Origin of the sequence: Rhodococcus sp. (in: high G+C Gram-positive bacteria) (genome assembly GCF_049299235.1) — a bacterium.
GTDB lineage: Bacteria > Actinomycetota > Actinomycetes > Mycobacteriales > Mycobacteriaceae > Rhodococcus.
On record NZ_JBAQXC010000114.1, the window covers coordinates 80,308 to 100,790 of the forward strand.

22 protein-coding genes and 2 tRNA genes are annotated in these 20,483 nt (G+C 65.4%); 3 read left to right on the forward strand and 21 right to left on the reverse strand.

Annotated features, from left to right (window positions below; all coding sequences use genetic code 11):
- A complete protein-coding gene (locus tag WAX14_RS07135; protein ID WP_422627393.1) occupies nucleotides 1-474 on the reverse strand; it encodes a carboxymuconolactone decarboxylase family protein in 474 nt (157 codons plus the stop codon).
- Between the two features lie 48 nt (nucleotides 475-522).
- Between WAX14_RS07135 and WAX14_RS07140 the strand changes: the two genes are divergently transcribed.
- Entirely contained in the window at nucleotides 523-1,512 is a 990-nt protein-coding gene (locus WAX14_RS07140) for a pirin family protein (RefSeq protein ID WP_422627394.1), read from the forward strand.
- Between the two features lie 490 nt (nucleotides 1,513-2,002).
- Here WAX14_RS07140 and WAX14_RS07145 read toward each other — a convergent pair whose 3' ends face one another.
- The 10 genes from WAX14_RS07145 to WAX14_RS07190 form a co-directional block, all read right to left on the reverse strand.
- On the reverse strand, nucleotides 2,003-3,268 hold the full coding sequence (locus tag WAX14_RS07145; RefSeq protein WP_422627395.1) for a phage major capsid protein: 1,266 nt from the start codon (nucleotides 3,266-3,268) through the stop codon (nucleotides 2,003-2,005).
- Nucleotides 3,269-3,533: 265 nt separating this feature from the next.
- A complete protein-coding gene (locus WAX14_RS07150; protein ID WP_422627396.1) occupies nucleotides 3,534-3,752 on the reverse strand; it encodes a hypothetical protein in 219 nt (72 codons plus the stop codon).
- A gap of 8 nt (nucleotides 3,753-3,760) precedes the next feature.
- Nucleotides 3,761-3,904 (reverse strand): hypothetical protein, encoded by a 144-nt coding sequence (locus WAX14_RS07155; protein ID WP_422627397.1) that lies wholly within the window; start codon nucleotides 3,902-3,904, stop codon nucleotides 3,761-3,763.
- 112 nt (nucleotides 3,905-4,016) lie between these two features.
- Nucleotides 4,017-4,415, reverse strand: a complete 399-nt coding sequence (locus WAX14_RS07160) for a hypothetical protein (RefSeq protein ID WP_422627398.1) — start codon at nucleotides 4,413-4,415, stop codon at nucleotides 4,017-4,019.
- Nucleotides 4,412-4,585: a hypothetical protein gene (locus WAX14_RS07165; RefSeq protein ID WP_422627399.1), complete on the reverse strand. Its 174-nt coding sequence runs from the start codon at nucleotides 4,583-4,585 to the stop codon at nucleotides 4,412-4,414. Before WAX14_RS07165 ends, WAX14_RS07160 begins: the two co-directional genes overlap by 4 nt.
- Entirely contained in the window at nucleotides 4,582-4,872 is a 291-nt protein-coding gene (locus tag WAX14_RS07170) for a WhiB family transcriptional regulator (RefSeq protein ID WP_422627400.1), read from the reverse strand. Before WAX14_RS07170 ends, WAX14_RS07165 begins: the two co-directional genes overlap by 4 nt.
- Nucleotides 4,869-6,821 (reverse strand): AAA family ATPase, encoded by a 1,953-nt coding sequence (locus WAX14_RS07175; RefSeq protein ID WP_422627401.1) that lies wholly within the window; start codon nucleotides 6,819-6,821, stop codon nucleotides 4,869-4,871. Before WAX14_RS07175 ends, WAX14_RS07170 begins: the two co-directional genes overlap by 4 nt.
- 300 nt (nucleotides 6,822-7,121) lie before the next feature.
- Nucleotides 7,122-7,268 (reverse strand): hypothetical protein, encoded by a 147-nt coding sequence (locus WAX14_RS07180; protein WP_422627402.1) that lies wholly within the window; start codon nucleotides 7,266-7,268, stop codon nucleotides 7,122-7,124.
- A complete protein-coding gene (locus WAX14_RS07185; protein ID WP_422627403.1) occupies nucleotides 7,265-7,522 on the reverse strand; it encodes a hypothetical protein in 258 nt (85 codons plus the stop codon). Before WAX14_RS07185 ends, WAX14_RS07180 begins: the two co-directional genes overlap by 4 nt.
- Nucleotides 7,519-7,695 (reverse strand): helix-turn-helix transcriptional regulator, encoded by a 177-nt coding sequence (locus tag WAX14_RS07190; RefSeq protein WP_422627404.1) that lies wholly within the window; start codon nucleotides 7,693-7,695, stop codon nucleotides 7,519-7,521. The genes WAX14_RS07185 and WAX14_RS07190 overlap by 4 nt, the downstream gene beginning before the upstream one ends.
- On the opposite strand from WAX14_RS07190, the gene WAX14_RS07195 reads away from it, so the two are divergent.
- Nucleotides 7,694-8,383: a hypothetical protein gene (locus tag WAX14_RS07195; protein ID WP_422627405.1), complete on the forward strand. Its 690-nt coding sequence runs from the start codon at nucleotides 7,694-7,696 to the stop codon at nucleotides 8,381-8,383. The genes WAX14_RS07190 and WAX14_RS07195 overlap by 2 nt on opposite strands.
- Nucleotides 8,370-9,449, forward strand: a complete 1,080-nt coding sequence (locus tag WAX14_RS07200; protein WP_422627406.1) for a tyrosine-type recombinase/integrase — start codon at nucleotides 8,370-8,372, stop codon at nucleotides 9,447-9,449. Before WAX14_RS07195 ends, WAX14_RS07200 begins: the two co-directional genes overlap by 14 nt.
- A gap of 99 nt (nucleotides 9,450-9,548) precedes the next feature.
- Here WAX14_RS07200 and WAX14_RS07205 read toward each other — a convergent pair.
- The 10 genes from WAX14_RS07205 to WAX14_RS07250 form a co-directional block, all read right to left on the reverse strand.
- Nucleotides 9,549-9,621: transfer RNA gene (locus tag WAX14_RS07205), tRNA-Ala, on the reverse strand.
- Between the two features lie 137 nt (nucleotides 9,622-9,758).
- A tRNA-Ile gene (locus tag WAX14_RS07210) sits at nucleotides 9,759-9,832 on the reverse strand.
- A 75-nt stretch (nucleotides 9,833-9,907) separates the two neighbouring features.
- Nucleotides 9,908-11,053 (reverse strand): DUF3566 domain-containing protein, encoded by a 1,146-nt coding sequence (locus WAX14_RS07215; RefSeq protein ID WP_422627407.1) that lies wholly within the window; start codon nucleotides 11,051-11,053, stop codon nucleotides 9,908-9,910.
- Entirely contained in the window at nucleotides 11,054-13,558 is a 2,505-nt protein-coding gene (gene gyrA / locus WAX14_RS07220; RefSeq protein ID WP_422627408.1) for a DNA gyrase subunit A, read from the reverse strand.
- Nucleotides 13,559-13,713: 155 nt separating this feature from the next.
- Nucleotides 13,714-14,547, reverse strand: coding sequence for an MHYT domain-containing protein (locus WAX14_RS07225; RefSeq protein ID WP_422627409.1), 834 nt, complete (start codon nucleotides 14,545-14,547; stop codon nucleotides 13,714-13,716).
- Nucleotides 14,548-14,713: 166 nt separating this feature from the next.
- Nucleotides 14,714-15,541, reverse strand: a complete 828-nt coding sequence (locus WAX14_RS07230; RefSeq protein WP_422627410.1) for a signaling protein — start codon at nucleotides 15,539-15,541, stop codon at nucleotides 14,714-14,716.
- Nucleotides 15,541-16,095 (reverse strand): GTP-binding protein, encoded by a 555-nt coding sequence (locus WAX14_RS07235; protein ID WP_422627411.1) that lies wholly within the window; start codon nucleotides 16,093-16,095, stop codon nucleotides 15,541-15,543. The genes WAX14_RS07230 and WAX14_RS07235 overlap by 1 nt, the downstream gene beginning before the upstream one ends.
- A 13-nt stretch (nucleotides 16,096-16,108) precedes the next feature.
- Nucleotides 16,109-16,483 (reverse strand): DUF742 domain-containing protein, encoded by a 375-nt coding sequence (locus tag WAX14_RS07240; protein WP_422627412.1) that lies wholly within the window; start codon nucleotides 16,481-16,483, stop codon nucleotides 16,109-16,111.
- A 13-nt stretch (nucleotides 16,484-16,496) separates the two neighbouring features.
- On the reverse strand, nucleotides 16,497-16,913 hold the full coding sequence (locus WAX14_RS07245; RefSeq protein ID WP_422627413.1) for a roadblock/LC7 domain-containing protein: 417 nt from the start codon (nucleotides 16,911-16,913) through the stop codon (nucleotides 16,497-16,499).
- Nucleotides 16,910-20,371, reverse strand: a complete 3,462-nt coding sequence (locus WAX14_RS07250; protein ID WP_422627414.1) for an ATP-binding protein — start codon at nucleotides 20,369-20,371, stop codon at nucleotides 16,910-16,912. Before WAX14_RS07250 ends, WAX14_RS07245 begins: the two co-directional genes overlap by 4 nt.
- Nucleotides 20,372-20,483: the final 112 nt, after the last annotated feature.

Below are 20,483 nucleotides of genomic sequence, written 5' to 3' on the forward strand. Positions count from 1 at the left end.
TCACGTCTTCCAGGATGTCGCGGCGACGCGGTGCCTGCTGACGATCGACACCCGGTTGAACGCGTTCATCGCGATCACGACCCACACCACGGCCGAGAACTGATCGTCGGTCAGGTGCAGGCGCGCTTCGACGTAGGCACGATCCTGCTCGTACCACGACGGCAGCGTCGTGACTGCTTCAGCCAATTCGAGAGCAGCCCGCTCGGCGTCATCGAACAATTCGGTATCCCGCCACGCCCGCAGCACCGCGATGCGCTGTGGCTTTTCACCACCCGCCAGCGCGTCGCGGGTATGCACGTCCAGGCAGTACGCGCATCCATTGATCTGCGACACCCGCAGGTTCACCAGTTCGACGAGCGTGCGATCCAGGCCGGCCTCGGCCACCGCATCCCGCACGGCCACCGCCACCGCGACCTGTGCCCGATAGACCGCACGGGTCTGCTTGTCGATCGGAACCCGTGCGGGATGTGCCACGGTTCGATTGTCGCCTATCGGCGCCGGATCGGTGGCAGGCTCGACAGGATGAGCAACCTCGACGCCCAGCCTGTCGAAACAACCTGCGCGACCGGCCCGCGCCCACCCGACGACACCGGTCACCCTCGTGTCGAGATCATCACATCGCGTGAGGTACCGCTCGGCGGCCCCCGTGCGATGCGGGTCCGGCGGACACTCCCCCAGCGGCAGAGATCGCTCATCGGCGCATGGTGTTTCGTCGACCATTACGGCCCCGACGACGTCGTCGCCACGGGCGGGATGGATGTGGCACCGCATCCGCACACCGGACTGCAGACGGTGAGTTGGCTGTTCACAGGGGAGATCGAGCACCGCGACAGTCACGGTGTGCACGCGATCGTCCGGCCCGGCGAGGTCAACCTCATGACCGGCGGCCACGGCATCTGTCATTCCGAGGTCTCCACCTCGGCCACCGCAACGTTGCACGGTGTCCAACTGTGGGTCGCATTACCCGAGCACGCCCGCGACGCACCCCGCAACTTCCAGCACCACAGACCCGAAACGACGGTCATCACCGGCGGTTCCGCCACGGTGTTCCTGGGCTCCCTCGCCGGCGTCACATCGCCGGTGGAGACGTTCACCCCGCTGCTCGGCGCCGAAATCATCCTCGACGCGGGCACCGAACTTCACCTCGACGTCGACGCGGCATTCGAGCACGGCGTCCTCGTCGACACCGGCACGATCCGGCTCGGCGACAACACACTGTCGTCCGGCATGCTCGGCTACGTGGGCACCGGTGTGCCGTCACTGACCCTGGCGAATCCCACCGACTCCGCAGCTCGCGTCGTTCTGCTCGGCGGCACCCCGTTCGGTGAGGAGATCGTCATGTGGTGGAACTTCGTGGGCCGCAGCCACGACGAGATCGTCGCCTTCCGTGACGCGTGGGAACGCGAATCGGACCGGTTCGGCCGGGTCGAAGGATACGCGGGGAAGGTCGCGAGGCTTCCCGCTCCCGACCTTCCGAACGCGCAGTTACGCCCGCGCCGGAATCCTCGGTAGGCGGCGCGTCCCACTCGGGACCCCCAGTCGTCCGCCGCGTTGACCTCGATGCACCGCGGTACGGTGCGATGTGCTCGAAATAGCGAGTCGCCGTCGATCCCAGCCGCCTGAGTCGACGGCGTGGGCGATGGTGACGAGTAGTTCGCCGAATGCACGTGTGCTACACACGGTGTCCACGAAAGCAGAAAGGGCGCCTTCCCCGACCGGGGAAAACACCCTCTACCTGAATCTTCAACTGTGGAGCCTAGGAGATTCGAACTCCTGACATCTGCCTTGCAAATGCGGTGCATGGTGCAGGTCAGGGCTTCGGCATCGCCACTACCTGCGGATATGGCATTCACTCGATAACACCGACTGACATGATTCGACGGCAAGTGTGCCCAAAATGTGCCCACACAGCGCAGCACCCCCGGCCTCATACTGACCGGGGGTGCTGCCTTTCGGGATCGCACTGTGAGCATATCGGCCGGAGTCGACACGCTCGAGAGAGTTACGGCGTTGTGGCCGTGGCGATCTTCACGACACCGAGCGGACGGAACACATCGAGCCCGAACCGGCCCTCGACACGTACCCGCTTCTGGTTGCGCTCGAAGTCATCCGAGACAGCATCCGACCACTCGACCGCCAGGCCCCCGTCCGTGACGACCTCGACACTCGTCGAGTCCAGCAGCACCGCGGTACCGGCGGTCAGGGCGTTGGACACGACGACCTGCACGCCCCACAGCTTGCGGGCCGCACGATCAACCGGACCACCCAACTCGAGGTTGCCCGCGGTGTCGGTGCGCAGCAGCTCGATCGCCTGCCAGTCCGTCGGATGAATCACGAACACGTCCGCATTCAACCCGAGGGTTTCCACCGCGGTGATCGCCGACCGGGTCGTCGACAGCACGTCCGTCGCGAACGCCTGCGTCTGAATACTCCCGGTGTTCAGCAGACCCAGCAGGTTCGGGGCGACACCATCACCGGAGAGGAGACCCGCCTCGAGCTTCTGCCGGATGCCGTAGTTCATCTCGTCAGTGAGGAACCGCTCCAGTGCCGGCGCATCACCGAGCACGTACTTGTCGACCGGCTGGGAGATGTGCGCGAGCACGGACAGCTTCCCGTCGACCGTCGCGGTCGCGTAGTCCGACGTGGGCTTCACACCACCGGATGCGACGAACGCAGCGTTCGTGGTACGGCCCGTCTGACGCAGGTACTGCCACGTCGGCGTCGTGGTGACACGCGACCGCAACACCTCCAGCAGCGAGGCCGGCGGTTTACCGTCCGCCACCACATCACCGAGCATCGGAATGGAGGTGATCGACTGGCCCGCGGTGACGAGAGCCTTCTGGCCCATCGGGGTCGTACCGAACACTGCGCTACCCGCAGCGTCCCGTGCGATCGTCCGCAAACCCTTCGCCGACAAATCCATGACCCCGTCCTTCTTCTGAGCCTTCGATGTGAACGTGCCTGCGAGAGGGTCGTATCGACCGCCCGACTTGGTGCCACCGCCCCCGTAGAGCTTGGCGAGCAGCGCATCACCGCGTGCCTTCTCCGCGTCCGACGGACCCGACTCGGCAGGATCAGCCGGCGGCTCCTCGGATCCGAGCGTCTCGGACAGCTGGACGATCAGGCGGTCGAACTCCTCGACCTGATCGATCAGCTTCTGCACGATCTCCGCCTCCTCGGAGGACATCTCACGACGCTCAGCCTTCGCGCCGTCGACGACGTCCTTCGCGGCCTTGAGTGTGGCCTTCCGTTTTTCCTTCAGATTCACGTCTGCTCCTGGGGTATGGCGTACGTGAGCACGCCGAATAAGTTCTTGGGATTCGCCAGGGAGACGGGTTTACCGCTGGCCTGCACCCGCGCCGTGAGGCCGGGGAGGCGGACGGGCTTATGTGGCCTGGTCCTGGTCTTACCTCTTGAATCAGGCGGGGAACAGCGTGACCGCTGGCTCACACCGAGCGCCACGTAAGACGTGACCCCGGGGGCGGACGGATTGAAACCGTTCCCCGCCTTCTCCATTGAGAGGCAACTCAAGCTTACAGGGCCGCTGCGACAGAGTGCAGCCACAGCGCCCGGGCACCATCCGGGTCGTCGATCTCACGGCACACCGCGGCGGCGAGGCCGGCCAGGGCGGCGGCGAACTGCGGCCAGCACTCGGCCTGTGAGACCTCCTCGGCGACCATGCGCTGAATCGTCGTGTCCTTGTCGAGCGTCGCCACGAGGAAGCGGGCGGCGAGCTGGGCGTGGGGGTTCATCGGTTCTCCTACGGTTTCCGGTGCCAGATGTCGGCACGCCAGTGGTCTGCGGTGTCTGCGGGGATGTAGCCGTAGATCGGTTCGCCCCACTCGTCGTGGTCGATGACGGCCCACACCTCGCGGGCCTTCCTCGGCTGCTTGTCGTCGGTCATGTCGTCGTCCTCTCAGGGGGCCTGCACGTGGCTACAGGGGGGCCGTAAAAACCGGAGGACCCAGCGGCCGAAGGGGTACGGGTCCGGCCGGGTGCTGGTGATCCCAGCCGGCCTACCCCCCTGGGCTCCAGTGGTCCCAGTCGCGGGTCCAGCGGCGGCGGGTGAGGTACTCGGCGGCGGTCTCACCGGGGCGTTGCGGGTCGTTGCGGTCGTCGAGCACCTGTGGCGTCTGCTCTCCGAGTGCGGGGCGGAGGTGGTCGCGGTCGCCCTTGCCGCGCTGCGAGTTGCAGCGGAAGTGCAGCAGTCGGTCGGGGTCGAGTCCGCCCTCGGCCCGGGCGGTGCTGTGGTCGGCGGCGAGGGGGTAGCCGTCCCAGTTGTGGATGGCCTCACGGTGCATCGGTTTGCCGCACCAGAAGCACGGTGAGCCTTCTACGTGGTGCGCGAGCAGTCGCGTGCGGATCGCGTCGTGTCGTGTGCCGAGGCCGCGCTTGTGCCGGGAGGGTTTGGTCATTGGGTCTCCTGTTGTGTGTGCTCGGCGGCGTCGTGGAGCTGGTCGGCGATGGTGTGGGCCTCTTGTGGGCTGAGTGCGATGTACAAGCTCCCGAGGTTGAGTCGGATGCACTGTCGGCCGGTGGACTCGGCTGTCACGGTGAGGATGGGGTCGGGGCCGCGGAGTCTCACGCTGCCTCCTCGGGTCGTCCCAGCCGGCCGTGTACTCGTCCGGCCCACATGCCGGTGGGGTGCCCGAGTTCGGTGACTGCGGTGCGGCACGCGGATTGCACGGGGCAGCGGGTGCATTGCTGCGCTGCCCATGCGAGGCGGGCAGAGCGGTCCTCGGTGAACTCCTCTTCGATCTCGGTGTCGAACAGTGGTGCCTTGCCGGCGCATCGGGCACCGGACAGTCGGGGGTCGACGAGTCCGGCGATCGTGTCCGGGATGCGGGGCAGTTTCGATCTGGTGCGGCTCATGCGGCGGGATCTCCGATCGGTTCGCCGGACCCGAGCCACTGCCCGGGACGTCGGCCGGGGGTGCGGACGGGTGGCGCCGTAGGGGTGTCGAACACAGTCGGTTCAGCAGTGGGGCCATTCACGGGTGTGTGGCCCGACTGTGATTCCACCCCAGTGGGGCCATCCTGTTTATGCAGGTCAGACCCAGTTGGGCCAGTTGGGCCAGTGGGGCCATGCGTAAGGTCCGACTGTTGGTCGTGGCCCGACTGTGCGGGCAGTGCCCAACTGGTCGTCCGAGGGAACCCTTCCGTGGTGTAGACGACGCTCAAGTCCTTCGCTGCGCGCTTGAGTGTCCGCTCGGCGATGCCGGCCTTTCGGGCGTCGTTCTTCACGTCCTTGCCGGGGGTGCGCCCGTGCTCGGTGAGGTAGTCCTCGAGCCACACCTCGGCCTCGTTGCGGTCCTCGCGGTCGGTCCCGTCCGGTTCGGCGAGTAGGTCCCGGGCGTCCCGGTTGGTCTCCCCCAGCCAGTGCAGTGCACCGACTTCCGTCGTCCCGTCGTCGGTGGTGATGCTCGTCGAGACGATCGCCGCTTCCATCGACCGGATACGCGGCGCGAGGTTGCCCTTGGTGTTGGTGACGACGAGGTTGCCGCTGTCCTCGTCCTTAGCCACGGAGAGCACCGACCGGGCCACCTGAGACCATGCGATCGACCCGAGGATCAGCTTGCCCGTGTCGGCCCCGTCCCTCTTACCGAAGTGGCACAGACCGAACACGACACAGCCTTGTCGCGAGGCGAGCTGCGCGAGTGGTTCGAGGTACTGCCGGACCGCGCGGTCGTCCTTGCCGGACAACTCCGAGGACATGCTCGACGTCGCGGCATCCAGGACGACGAACGCCACCTTCTCCTGTGCGATGACCTTCTCGAGCGCCAGCGTGTCGAGTGGCAGGATCAGCGTCCCGGAGTCGGTGTGTGAGGTCTCGACGTCGACGAACAGCACGCGGTCCATGTCGGCCCCTGCGGCCTTCAATCGCGGCGCGACTGTGAACTCTCGCGAGTCCTCGGAATGGACGTACAGCACGTTCTGAGGACTGCCGTGCAATTCCCCTTCGAGCTTGCCTCTGGTGACCTGTGCGCAGATCTCGGCGGCGATGGTGGACTTACCGAGTCCCTCTCGTCCGGCGAGCAGCGTGAGCGACCCGGCCGGTATCCAGTCCTCCATGACCCAGCGGACGCGTTGCATCTTCACATCGGAGCCGCGGGTGACCTTCAGTCGTCGGCCTGCCTGCCCTCCGAGGTCGACGAGCTCGAGTTCGTCGAGTCCGTACCCGGCGGCGATGTGGTCGGCGGCGTCCTTGCCTGCCTTCGCGGTGGCGATGACGGCACCAGCTGCGATCGGTTCCACAATCGCGTGTACCTGTAGGGCGTGCTTGCGGCCGGGCGCGTCGTCGTCGGCAACGATCACCACGGTGTGTCCGGTCAGCGGTGACCAGTCGAATCGGTCAGCCTTACCGGCACCCATTGCATTGCACACTGCGACCGCGCCGACCGATTCGAGGGCGAGAACGTCCTGCTCACCCTCGACGACGTAGACGGGCGTGCCGGTGGGGTGCGTGTCGAGCCGCTCCGCACGGAAGAGTGCCCTTCCAGTCTTGTTGCCGGACTGTGAAAACTGCTTCTTTCCAGCGTCGCTATAGGACCGTTTGACTGTGCGCCCGTCGCTGTAGCGGTAGGTGTTGCCGTTTGCGTCGTCGAACAGGTCCCGCATGGTCAGCCCGAGTGCGTCGAGGACAGCGGCCTTGTCGTCAGCGTGACTGTTCATGAGGACCTGGCCGGCGATCTGCTTGAACGTCACCGATCGATCGGCCGGCGAATGCCCGGGGGCTTGGGCCGTGGCAGTGTCACCGGCCCCGTCCTTCCATGCCAAGCCTTGATCACGCCAGTGGTCGCGGAGTCGATCGAGGGCGGTCACTTACCCTCCCCCGACTTGGTGCGGCACTTCGGGCCTTCGTGTGCTGCACGCGATTTGGTGGCTACTAGCCACCGGCCACACACTCGACAGCGAGTGGCGACGCGGGCACCGTGGCGGCGTACCTCGGCGTCGAGAGCTGCGAGCGGTTCGGGTCCGATCGGTATATCGTGGGTAGGCATCTGGTTGCCTTTCTGGGCATTGCGGCCGGGGGTTTGTCGACCCCCGGCCGCTCTCGGAAATGGTTGGTGTTCTTCCCATTTCGCCGAGGTGCAGCTCACGAAATGCGGACGGTTGGTTACGTCACGGTGATCGCCTCATTGCTTCGGTGGCCGATTCTCCGAACGTGTCGCGGCAGGGGTTCGGACGGTAGGCCACGAAGCCGCTGACGAGCAGGAACACGTTCTGCGTGACGATCACGACGACGAGGATGAACTCGAGGTCACTCACAGCCCCTCCCGAACGGTAGACTCCATGTCGGAACCTTCTTCCTGATAGGTGTCGGTTTCTTCGCCCTCGGAGTCGGTGGCACCCGACCCGGGGGCATCTCTTTGTTCACGGATGACGACGTGGCGGTTCTGGACCATCGAGAGCGCCATGTCTTCGTCGACGAAGTGCACGACGGACCATCCGGGGGCGCCGGGACGAGACGAGTCGATCTGATACTCAGTGCCGTCCTCGTCGATCCAGAAGGCGGCGGTCACGCTGCGCCCGGACGATCGTCGGTGCGGGTCATCGTGTGGCGCTCGAGCCACTCATTGAGGTCCGCGACGCGGTAGAAGACTTTGCGTCCGACCTTCACGTACTTCGGCCCGGTCCCCCGGTAGCGGTGCTGTGCCCACGACGCATCGGTGGTGCCCGGGAATCTCACGGGCATGTCCCGCGAGGCGATCATGTCGTCCATCAACCCTCCAGTGATAGCGCTACGTCAAACCTCGATCAGTTCGACGATCCGGAGATTACCCTCACTGATGCAGTTTCATCAACACTCAATCACGACATTGGCGCGTCAAGGCTCTATCGCGCACACTTGCGGCGTGAGTATCGAGTACGCAGCCAACGCAGCAACCCAGGAGATAGCGCCGGGAATCTTCATGCGGCTACCCGCACGGTGCATCGTCGAGAACTCACCATCGGCCGGCCTCGACACGCTGATCGAGTTCGACTACCAACACGAACGACGGCAGGTTCATGTCGTCACGGTGGCGGTGAAGTCCTCCCGTAGCCAGGAGTCCATCACCGGCACCGACCTTCGAGCTGTGCGCGTGGCGGAGCTGACAGCGCAGCACCTTCCTGCGCTCGCCTTCAGGTACGACGGAAGCGCCGTTCAGCCGGACTCGGTAAGGATCGCCGACCTCGTCGCGCAGGGCCCTGCCAGTGGGGACACCATGCGGCTCGTCGCTGATCTGTACTCGTATGCACATGCGGTAGGGCTTCGGCCAGCGAAGCACGTACAGGACGTCCTCGGACTTGCTTCTGCCACCGCGTCCCGATGGATTCGACGCGCTCGAGATCTCCGCATGCTCGACGAGCTCGAAGGTTCGGTGACCAGTGGCCACAGTTGAGTCGTACGAGACTGCGGGCGGGAAGCGGTACATGGTCCGCTTCCGTACGCCAGACCGCACCCAGTCGAAGAAACGCGGCTTCCGCACCAAGCGTGAAGCGGAAGCGTTCGCCGCGACCGTCGAGGTCGAGAAGATGACCGGGTCGTACGTCGCACCATCGGCCGGCCGAATCACCCTCGAGGTCGTCGCGGAGAAGTGGTTCTCCTCGAAGGTGAACCTGTCGGCATCGACACGCTCCCGGTACAGGTCAGCACTCGACGTGCACGTGCTCCCGACGTTCGGCCGTATATCGATCTCCGACGTCACCCGCGAGCGTCTACGAGACTGGGTCACGGCGATGTCGACGACGAGCTCGGCCGCGACGGTGCAGAAGAATGTCGGCGTTCTCTCTCAGATTCTCGACCAGGCCGTCGAGGACTCGCGGATCGTGTCGAACCCTGCGGCCGGCCTCGACCTCCCCCGCATCGAACACGAGGAACGGCGGTACCTGAGCTTCGAGCAAGTCGACCTCCTCGCGAAGGCTGCGGACGATCACGCCGTGCTCGTGTACGTCCTCGCGTACTGCGGACTGCGGTTCGGCGAGGCCGCCGCGCTCACGGTGACCGACGTGAATCTTGAGCGTGCACGGCTGCGGATTCACCGATCGGCCACGGTCGTGGACTCGAAGATCGTCGTGTCCGGCACCAAGTCGAACAAGGGCCGCGACGTACCGATCCCCCAGTTCCTCGGGGAGATGCTGACTGAGCGGATCGAAGACATGTCACCTGAGCAGCTGGTGTTCCCTGATTCCCGCGGCGGATACCTGCGGTCGAACAACGTGCGGCGTCGCTGGTGGGATCACGCGGTGAAGGAGTCGGGTGTTCCGGACGGACTCACTCCGCACGAGCTACGGCACACTGCGGCCTCGTTGGCGATCAGTGCCGGCGCGAGCATCAAGGCGGTGCAACGGATGCTCGGGCACGCGAGCGCTGCACTGACGCTCGACCGGTATGGACACCTGTTCGATGACGATCTCGGGATGGTCGCGCAACGGCTTCACGACCTCGCTCGACCTGCCACTCAGTAACAGTCCTCGAGCACCGAGTGTGCCCAGAGTGTGCCCACGAACGAGTGAAGGGCACCTCCCGGTTTCCCGGAAAGTGCCCTTGACCTGCTGTCTAACCTGTGGAGCCTAGGAGATTCGAACTCCTGACATCTGCCTTGCAAAGGCAGCGCTCTACCAACTGAGATAAGGCCCCGTCTACCAGTCAGCGACTGGTGACCTCGTGCCATTCGTCTTCGCTCCGGAGCATCCGAGCGATTCCGACGACCACCAGCACCACAGCTCCCACAATTGCGAGAACCCTCATGCTGCTTGTCCTTTCGGCACGGGGAGTGGGCCTAGGAGGACTTGAACCTCCGACCTCTTCGTTATCAGCGAAGCGCTCTAACCGCCTGAGCTATAGGCCCTCGAACCGATTCGGAACACTACCCCACCGAACCGTGAACAACAAAATCGACTCGGTGGGGCAGCATTTTCCCAGGTCAGTCCGGATCTGCGAGAGTCACCTGCACTCCCCCCACGAGATCCGTGCAGAGGTTGTAGATGAACGCGCCGAGCGTCGCCATCGCGGTCAACAGGATCGTGTTGGCCAGGCCGATCACCGTCGCATAGCCGAAGACCTGACCGGCGCTGATCAGCCCGCCACCACCGGATTCGGAGACGATATCGGTGAATGCGCTGTTCAGTCGCTCCCACACACCCATCCCGGCGAGGATGCCGTAGAGCAGACCCACCGCGACCATCCACACGAAGAACAACGAGAGGGAAATCACGGAGGACATTTTCAGCATCGACCACGGATCGATACGACGGACCTGGACGGTCGCACGCAACGGATCCCCGGCCATCGGCACCGCCGTGACCGCCACCGACGCCGCCGGAACAGCATGCGCGGTCTCCGCGGCCACCGGCGTCGCAGTCGGAAGCGGGTGCTTGACCGTCGACAGATCCGGCAGGTCCTTCGCAAGATCCTTGCGTTCGATGTGCCGCGTCGGCCCGTCGATCACAGCCGATTTCGCTTTCGCTGCGGACGGAGCAGCCGATCCGGTCACGACCGGTCGCGTGGGTGCCGCCGGTGCGCTCTGCCGAGGAGCACCACCCGCCGGCTTCACCGACCCACGCTGCGCACCGGCGTTCCCGGTGCCGGCTTTGTCGACACTCTGTCCCCGGCCCGGCAGATTCGTCTGCGGCGTGCTCTGCGGCGCAGACTGCGCCTGCTGCCCCCGCTGCCACGGCGGAGCCTGACTGCCGGCTGCGGGGCGCTGGGCACCGGACTGCGTGGACGTCGCACTCTTGTCTGCCGGCTTGCGGACCGTCGGTGTCGTCTGCGCGGTCGGATTCGGCCGAACCGCCTTGCCTGCACCGCCGGAACCCGCCGGTTTGCCGTCACCGTCGGACGGATCAGGCTTTTCGGCCCGTTCGTCTGCACCGACCGGCTTCGCCGCGGGACCCGACGAAGCGGGCGGTTCCTTCGGAGAATCCGCAGGCGGTGCGACATCCTGCGTCTTCGCCGACGACGGCTTCGCGGTGTCCGGCTTGACCGGAACGTTGTCGGCTTCCTGCCCGTTAGGGCCCTTCGGTGCCGGGGACCCCTTCTCGGCACCGTTCGGTCCTTGGGGAGTGCTCACTTACGACTCCTTCGCATCTGGTGTGGCGCCCTCCTCGGGCTCATCGGCGTTGCGTGCGATTGCCAGCAACGTGTCGCCCTCGGCCAGGTTCATCAACCGAACGCCCTTCGTCTGGCGGCCGGCCTTGCGCACCTGCTTGGCGGCGGTACGAATGACCCCACCGCCCGAGGTGATCGCGTAGAGCTCGTCGACATCGTCCACGATGAGCGCTCCGACCAGAGTGCCACGCTTGCGGTCGTACTGGATCGTCAAGACTCCCTTACCGCCGCGCCCCTGGACCGGATAGTCCTCCATCGCCGTGCGCTTGGAGTAGCCACCGGACGTCGCGACCAGCAGATACGTTCCGTCACGCACCACGGTGAGCGACAGCAACTTGTCGTCGCCGTTGAATCGCATGCCCTGCACCCCGGACGTCGCACGCCCCATCGGCCGCAGCGCCTCGTCGGTCGCAGCGAACCGGATCGACTGACCCTGCTCGGAGACGAGCAGCAGATCGTCGTCGGACGAACACAGCACCGCACCGACGAGCTCGTCCTCGTCACGAAGGTTGATCGCGACGATGCCACCGGACCGGTTGGAATCGAAGTCCGCGAGACGGGACTTCTTGACCAGACCGTTTCGGGTGGCCAGCACCAGATAGGGCGCGTCCTCGTAGGTCTTGATACGGATGACACCCTGGATGCGCTCGTCCGGTTGGAACGCAAGCAGATTCGCGACGTGTTGACCACGTGCCGTACGACTCGCTTCGGGCAGTTCGTATGCCTTGGCCCGGTACACGCGACCCTTCGTCGTGAAGAACAGCAGCCAATCGTGGGTCGACGTGATGAAGAAATTCTTCACGATGTCGTCCTGCTTGAGCTCGGCGCCCTTGACGCCCTTGCCGCCCCGCTTCTGCGACCGGTACAGGTCGGTCTTGGTGCGCTTGGCGTAGCCGGTTTCGGTGATCGTGACGACGACGTCCTCGCGGGCGATGAGATCCTCGTCGGACACATCACCGTCCGCCGCGATGATCTTGGTGCGGCGCGCATCGCCGTACTTGTCGACGACTTCCTTCAGTTCGTCGCGGACGATCGCGCGCTGCCGCTCCGGCTTCGCCAAGATGTCCTTGTAGTCGTCGATCTCGCGTTCGATCTCGGCCAGTTCGTCGACGATCTTCTGGCGTTCGAGCGCGGCGAGGCGGCGCAACTGCATCGCGAGGATCGCGTCGGCCTGGATCTCGTCGACGGTCAGCAGGTTCATCAGACCCGCGCGAGCGATGTCGACGGTCTGCGACGCACGGATCAGCTTGATGACCTCGTCGAGCGCATCGAGCGCCTTGACCAGACCACGCAGGATATGCGCGCGCTCCTCGGCCTTGCGCAGCAGATACCGCGTCCTGCGGACGATGACTTCGATCTGGTGATGGACGTAGAACCGGATCATCTGGTCGAGGCGCAGCGTGCGCGGCACGCCGTCGACGATCGAAAGCATGTTGCAACCGAAGCTGGTCTGCAACTGGGTGTGCTTGTACAGATTGTTGAGCACGACCTTCGCGACCGCATCACGACGGACCGTGATGACGATCCGCATGCCCACCCGGTCGGAGGACTCGTCGTGGATGTCGGAGATGCCGGCGATCTTGCCGTCGCGGACCTGCGTCGCGATCGACGTGATCAGGTTGTCCGGATTCACCTGATACGGCAGTTCGGTGGCGACGATCGTGGTGCGGCCCTTGGCATCTTCTTCGATCTCGACGACCGCGCGCATCCGCACCGAGCCGCGGCCGGTGGTGTAGGCGTCGTGGATGCCCTGGCTGCCGACGATCAGACCCGACGTCGGGAAGTCCGGTCCCTTGATGCACTCCATGACAGCAGCGAGGGTGGTCTGTTCGTCCGCCTCGAAGTTCTCGAGCGCCCAGTAGACCGCGTCGGCGACTTCGTTCAGATTGTGCGGCGGAATGTTCGTGGCCATACCGACGGCAATACCGTTCGACCCGTTGATCAACAGGTTGGGGATACGGCTGGGGAGAACCGTCGGTTCCTGTGTGCGGCCGTCGTAGTTCGGCTGAAAATCGACCGTTTCATGGTCGATTTCGCGGAGCATCTCCATCGCGAGCGGTGTGAGCCTGCACTCGGTGTACCGCATCGCGGCCGCACCGTCGTTGCCCGGAGAACCGAAGTTGCCCTGACCGTCCACGAGTGGGTAGCGCATCGACCACGGTTGTGCGAGTCGCACCAGCGCATCGTAGATGGAGGAGTCTCCGTGCGGATGGTAGTTGCCCATCGTTTCAGCGACGGCTCGGGCCGACTTCACGTAACCGCGGTCCGGTCGGAAACCGTTGTCGTACATGGCATACAGGACGCGGCGATGCACCGGCTTGAGGCCGTCGCGAACGTCGGGCAAGGCGCGGCCCACGATCACGCTCATCGCGTAATCGATGTAGCTGTTCTGCATCTCCTGTTGGATGTCGACGGGCTCGATGCGGTCGTGCCCCGGCCCCTCCGGCGGCAACGTGGTGTCGGTCATGAGCTCCTTCTTCTACTCGGCTCGAACGTCTGCCCGGGACCATCGCCCGGTGGACGTCTCGCAACCACCCGAGTCTATAGGTGCAGGTCAGCGATCACCGAGAAGGACCACACTTTCCGTCGGTCACATTGCTCCAGGACGCTACGGCCCGGCAATCACACCGTCGGAGCGTTGTCGGGGGCAGCAGGGCTCGCGCTCTCGCCTTCCGCGCTCCAGCGAGTGAGAGATTCCTCGAGCTTGGCATCGTCACGGCTCAGTGTCGTACCGAGAACGACAATCGCCAACGCGAGTACGAGAATGCCGATGGTGAACGCCGGGAACAGAAGCGACAGCACAGTCAGTCCTTCGGGGCGCGGCGCGGACGGATCCACCGTCACGTCCACACCGGCCATGCCGGTGTAGTGCAACGCCACGACAGCGAGACCCATGACCAACGCTGCGGGCACCCGCACGATCGTCTTCTCGGAGACACGGCCGAGCCACAGTGCTACGTTCGCCGCGACCAAACCGATGATCACCGACGCCACCACAAATCCCGGCTTGTAATCGATCGTGCCCTGGATCCGGACCGCAGCCATGCCGGTGTAATGCATCAGGCTCACTGCGAGACCCATGATCGTCCCGCCGATCAACAGTCGGACCACCGGCGGAATCGCGGCAATCACCGTGTCACCGAAGCCGGCGATCCACAGGCCGATCAGCGTCGCGCCTATCGCCAGCACCACCGACACGAGCGTCAGGACCAGGTCGTAGCGCACAACCGAGTCGACAACATCGAACCCCATCATGCCGATGAAGTGCATCAGCCAGATACCGATGCCCCCGATGGTCACCGATGCCAGGACGATCCATCCGGTGCGGTGACCGGACTTGACGCTGACCGACTGACGGACACAGGACAAACCTACGTACGATCCGAGAACGGACGTGGCGTAGGCGAGAAAGAACACCCACGATCCCATGGAGAAGTGGTGCATTTCGTGCGACATGATTCCCTCGACTGAGGCACGCGACCTTGTCCGCGACGTGGTGGCGTGCCGCACCGGCCGAAACGGGCTGCAACCCTCTCTGGCCCCCGCGCAGCGCCCATACCATATCCCACATATTCCAGACTCACATCGTGAGCACGTTCACTGTGAGTTCGGGGAGCGACTCTCAGCGGACCGACATGCCCTCGTCGCTGCCACTGCTACCGGCAACCCCACGACCGGCCACCCACTGATCGGCCTCCCGCTCGAGCTGCGCCGCAACCCGATCGGGATCCATGAGCGCAAGCACGATCGGCAACGTGAGAACCACCATGCCCACGACGAACACCACGAACAGCACCGAGAACAGTTCGGTCCCGCCGGGCATCGGCATCGCGGTATCCGGCGTCACATCGACCGACGCCATCCCGAGGAAGTAGACGCCCAGGACAGCCGCGCTCGTCACCACGCTGCCGCAGACACGCAGCAGGAAATTGTCGGCAACCTCGACGAGCCACAGGAACGAGAACGCCACGACGAGCGACACCGCAGTGGACGCCACGACGAACAGCGCCTCGAAGGTGAAGGTGCCCTGCAGTCGCACCGACCACATGAGCGACAGGAACACCGCGGAAATCCCGAGACCGAACAGCACCCCGCCGGCAAGCAGCCGACCGGGTGAATGCTCGCCGCCACGAGGCACCGACACGACGAGTGCGACGAACGCGCTCACCAACGCAGCCGCCAGCGAGAACGCGATGGTCAACAGATCGTGGCGCACGACACTTCCGCTGATACCGAACCCCGCGACAGCGAGGAGCAGTGCCAGCCAGACTCCCACACCACCGACCGTCGACGCGGACAGCAACAGCCAGTACAGCCGCTGCCGTTCGGTGACGGCGGAACGTGCCTTCCTGGCGCTCACGAGTCCGACCAGTATGCCGATCGACGATGTCGCGAACGCCAGTATCACCACCCACGACCCCATGGAGAACAGCTGGACGTCAGCGTCCACTACTGAGCCACCGGCTGGTGCAACTTCCTCAGTGCGTACTCGGTGACCGTGACCAGAGCCGACTTCGCCGACTCGCGGGCCCGGGCGTCGATCGAGACGATCGGGACCTCCGCCGAGATGGCGAGGGCCTGACGAATGTCTTCGACCGGGTAGCGCGGGGCGTCGTCGAACTCGTTGATCGCGACGATGAACGGAAGGTTCCGCGCCTCGAAGAAATCGACGGCAGCGAAACTCTCGTCCAACCGACGGGTGTCGATGAGCACGATCGCCCCGATGGCACCGCCGATGAGGTCGTCCCACATGAACCAGAACCGATGCTGACCCGGCGTACCGAACAGGTACAGGACCAGGTCCTCGGCAAGGCTGATACGACCGAAGTCCATGGCGACAGTCGTCGTGGCCTTCTGCGGCGTAGCGCTCAGGTTGTCCACGCCATCGCTGGCGTTCGTCACCAAAGCTTCCGTTCGCAGCGGGACGATCTCCGACACTGCCCCCACCAACGTGGTCTTACCGACCCCGAAGCCGCCGGCGATCAGGATTTTGGTCGAGGTCACCCGCTTGGTGTCATTAGAGTTCGCGAAGTCCACTGAGGACCCTTTCAATCAGCTCGCGACGCTCGGCGTCGCTCGAATCGTCTTTGAGCGTGGCCAAGATTTGGACATGTCCGGCCTCGACGAGATCCGCGACGAGGACGCGTGCCACCCCGATCGGCACACCTACCCGAGCAGCGATCTCGGCTACCGACGGGGATTCCTTGCACAACTCCAAAATGGTGGCGTTGATGTTGTCCAAGTCCCGAGCCCGGCTATCGGTACCCGGGATCGCCTGGATCAACGCCTCCAACGCCAGTTCGACCGCGGGACTGGTTCGTCCCGACGTCAACGAATACGGGCGGACCAGGCTGGGCTGGTCCGGTACCGACTCAGGCTTGCGCGATTCCATGGCCACCTCGACGTCAGGACCCCTGGCCGACCCGCGGGGTCGCCTCGACCGACGCTCCCACCCGGTCGACCAGGAGTGCCATCTCGTAGCCGACCTGTCCGATATCGCATTCCGACGCGGTCAGAGCGGCCAGATGAGAACCGTCGCCGACACTCATGAGCAGCAGGTAGCCGTGCTGCATCTCCACGACGGACTGCAGCACACCGCCACCGTCGAAGAGCTGCGAAACGCCGTTGGACAGGCTGGCAAGTCCGGACGTCACAGCTGCAAGCTGCTCCGCGCGGTCGACCGGAAGGTGTGCGCTGGCGGCCATGAGCAGGCCGTCGGCGGACACGAGTACGGCGTGGGACACGCCGGGAACCTCGCGCGCGAAATTCGATACCAACCAGTCCAAAGGACGAGCTACATCGGATCCGTGGTCCATGTTCATCGAACTCCCTGTTCGTCGTTCTCACGTGTGGTCGTGTTCACCGTAGTCCGGCCGTTGCGGACGCCCTGCTGATGGCGGCTGAGGTTCGCCCGGATGGCTTCCGGGTCGCGCCCGCGGCTGGACGGCCGCTCGTTCGGCACCACCGGTTCGACCGCTCCCGGCACCAGACGATGACCAGGGGCGCGGCGAGGAAGACCGGCAGTGGTGTGATCCTCCACCGGAACCTCGGTTGCACGCTGAGCCGCGTGCCACCCCGCGTCGGCCATCGACGTCCACTCCCGCTTACGTCGATCCGCCGGCAGACTTGTCGGGTCGACGAGCCAATCCGACATCATGTCGGAGTAGATCGGCGTCCCCGCGGGCGGTCGTCGAAGGGCTCCGGTGTCGCCGCGCGGCTGGAAGAACGAGGCCGTCTTCGCCGATTTGGTCCGGTACCTGTGGCGTGCGGCCTGGCCGTCCTCACTGTGCGCGGCAACCGAGTCGCCCTCGGCGATGCTCGGCGTCGACACCGACGCAGGATCAGCGGCCGCAGCGCCGTTGGTGACCAGCGGCGCTGGGCGGGCATGCGCAGCGGGCTGGCGCTGCGGCAGACCCGGAGTCGCACCTGGCTCACGCTGCGGCAGACCCGGAGTCGCACCCGGCTCACGCTGCGGCAGACCAGCGTCCTGCGGTCGCTGCGGCAGACCAGCGTCCTGCGGTCGCTGCGGCAGACCCGGAGATGCACCCGGCTCACGCTGCGGCAGACCAGCATCGCGCGGACGCAGCGCCGGAATGACGTCTCGCGGACGCAGCGCCGAACCGGTGGTCGGTTCGGCCTCCACCGGATCGGACGTCGGTGCAGACATACCCGATCCCGCCGGTGCCGGAGTCAGACCCGGCGTCGCGCCGGGCTGACGCTGCGGAAGACCGGGCGGCGGCGACTGACGTCGAGGGGCAGACTGCTGCGGGACGTCCTGATGCGCCGTCCGATCGGGTAGACCGGGGGTCGAACCGGGCTGACGCTGCGGCAGACCCGTCTGCGGAGGACGCTGGGCCTGGCCCAAATCTGCGATGCTCGGCGTGATCACCGTGCGTTCCTGGTCCGGCTCGACCGGAGGCCGCTGCCGCGACGGCAATGCGGACGCCAAGGCCGCTGCCGCGTCAGGCTGAACCCGTGGCGTCGGCGACGGCGACGGCGAAGGAACCGATGTGCCCTGCGGAGTCGGCAGGCCGGGGGTCGCGCCGGGCTGGCGACGCGGCAGACCTGGAGTCGATCCCGGCTGGCGCTGAGGGAGGCCGTCCAGCGGTCTACCGGCAGGTGCCTGCTGGTGACCGTTCTGTATGGGCTTCTGCAGGGATTGGGGCCGGGCAGGAGCAACCGGAAACTCGCCCGACGTTTCGACGCGGGGCTGTGCTTCCGAGCGCGGCTGTGTTTCGGCTCGGGACTGTGTTTCGGCTCGGGACTGCGGTGACAACTGCTGGAAGTCGCCCGACGGGTGGTCCTCCCGCGGTGACGCCGCAAGTTGCGGAACATTACGCTCTGCGCGCGGCAGCGCCGGCTGTTCCGGAGATTCGTTCGACAAGTCGGTACCGAGCCACGGCTGGGGACCGGTCTGGGACAGCGCGAGCGGCGACACTAGGAGAACGTCCGGGATGTGCACACTGGCGGTGATACCGGGGTTGCGAGCAGTGTCGAAGGTGGGCCGCAGCCGCACGGTGAGACCGTGCCGGTCCGCTAGCCGCGACACCACGAACAGGCCCATGTGACGAGCGGAGTCGGGACCGACCTCGCCGCCCTGCGACAGGCGATGATTGATCACGTCGAGATCCTCGGGCGGAATTCCGATACCCCGGTCGGCGATCTCGACGAGCAGGCCGCCGTCGACGGCACGCGCGAAGCTGAAGGTGACGTTGCTGTCCGGCGGAGACGCGCGCAGTGAATTGTCGACGAGTTCGGCGAGCAGGTGGACGATGTCGGTCGCCACCGCACCGCTGAGCGCTCCGTCGGGCGTCGAACCGATCTGGACCCGCTGGTAGTCCTCGACCTCGGACATCGCCGCACGCAGGACGTCGCCGAGCTGAACCGGCGCGGAGTGGCCGCGACGCGCTCGGGTACCGGACAGAATCAGGAGGTTGTCGCCGTTACGGCGCATGCGGGCCGCGAGATGGTCGAGACGGAAAAGGCTCTCGAGTCGGCTCGGGTCCTTTTCCTCGTACTCGAGCCGTTCGATGAGGCCGAGCTGCTGTTCGACGAGCGACTTGCTTCGCCGCGCCAGCGTCTCGAACATCTCGTTGACCTGGAGTCGAAGGCGCGCCTGCTCGCCGGCGAGACGCGGGGCCTGGCCGTGCATGTCGTCCACCGCACGCGCGAGTTGACCGATCTCCTCGGTGGTGTTCACCGGGACGCGAGTGAATTCGATGTCCTCGATGTTGTCGCCGAGCTTGATCCGATCGACACCCTCGGGCAATTCGTGACGTGCGACCTTGAGTGCGCCGTAGCGGAGCCGACGAATCGGACCGACCAGCGACCGCGACACCAGCAGGGCCAGCACCAGCGCCGCCAGCAGAGTTGCGAGCACGATTGCGGTGTCACGCAGTGCTGCTGATCGAGTTTCGGCTGCGCGATCCTGAACCTTCGACGTGATGGAATCGGAGGCTCCGTGGATCAATGAGCCGTAGATTTCGAGGCTGCGCAGCATCGAGGTGCGCAGATTCAACAGCGGTAGCGGGCCTTCACCCGCGGCCTCGACCATGCCCGCGCGCGTCTGCACGGCGGTGCGAAGTTCCTCGATCTGGGCGTCCGCTGTCGGGTACGAGCGCGCGAGTGTTTCCAGCATGGCGAGTTCCGCGCCCGATGCCGACACCAGTTCGGTGCCGGGCTGCGTGGGGTCCTGCAGGATCGCCACCATACCGAGGACCTGATCGAACAGGTAACGCTGCGATGCCCAGGCATCGACGAGCCGGGAACCTTCGATGAGGACGTCTTCGTCCTGGATCGGTTCGACGATCTCGCTGACGATGTCGGAGAGCCCGAATCGCACCGTGTTCGCGCGGTCTCGGAGTTCGGTGATCGGTAGTTGGCCGGCCTTGAGCCGATCGCGCAGGGCCTCAGCGGAGGTCAGCACCTCGGTGAGGCTTGCGGCGATGGCCGGATCGAGATCGGGGCTCGCCGCAACGTCACGCACGCGGTCGATCGTTTCGTCGAGCCGGTCGACTTCTTCGGCCGTGCTCATGCCCGCGGCGGTCGATCCGGCCAGGGTTCCGACCGTGGTTTCCAGATCGACGAGGTCGGGGACGATTGCGACCTGGTCTGCTGCCGCCGAGAAGTGGACGGCATTGGAGAGTTCCTGCTGAACACGGAGACCGCCCAGCACCATCGCCACCGTCACCGGAATAGCGAGGACCGCGGTGACCTTCCAGCGAAGACCCCAGGCCTCGATGTTCCACCACCGCTGCCGAGGCGGCGAATCGTCACTCATTGGATCAAGCTCTCCTTCCACCCCGTTCACGACTCCGCACGGCTATTCCACACGACACGCTCGAAGACCGAGCGCAAGGTACCGCGTGGATGCAGTCGAATGAGGCGTTTCT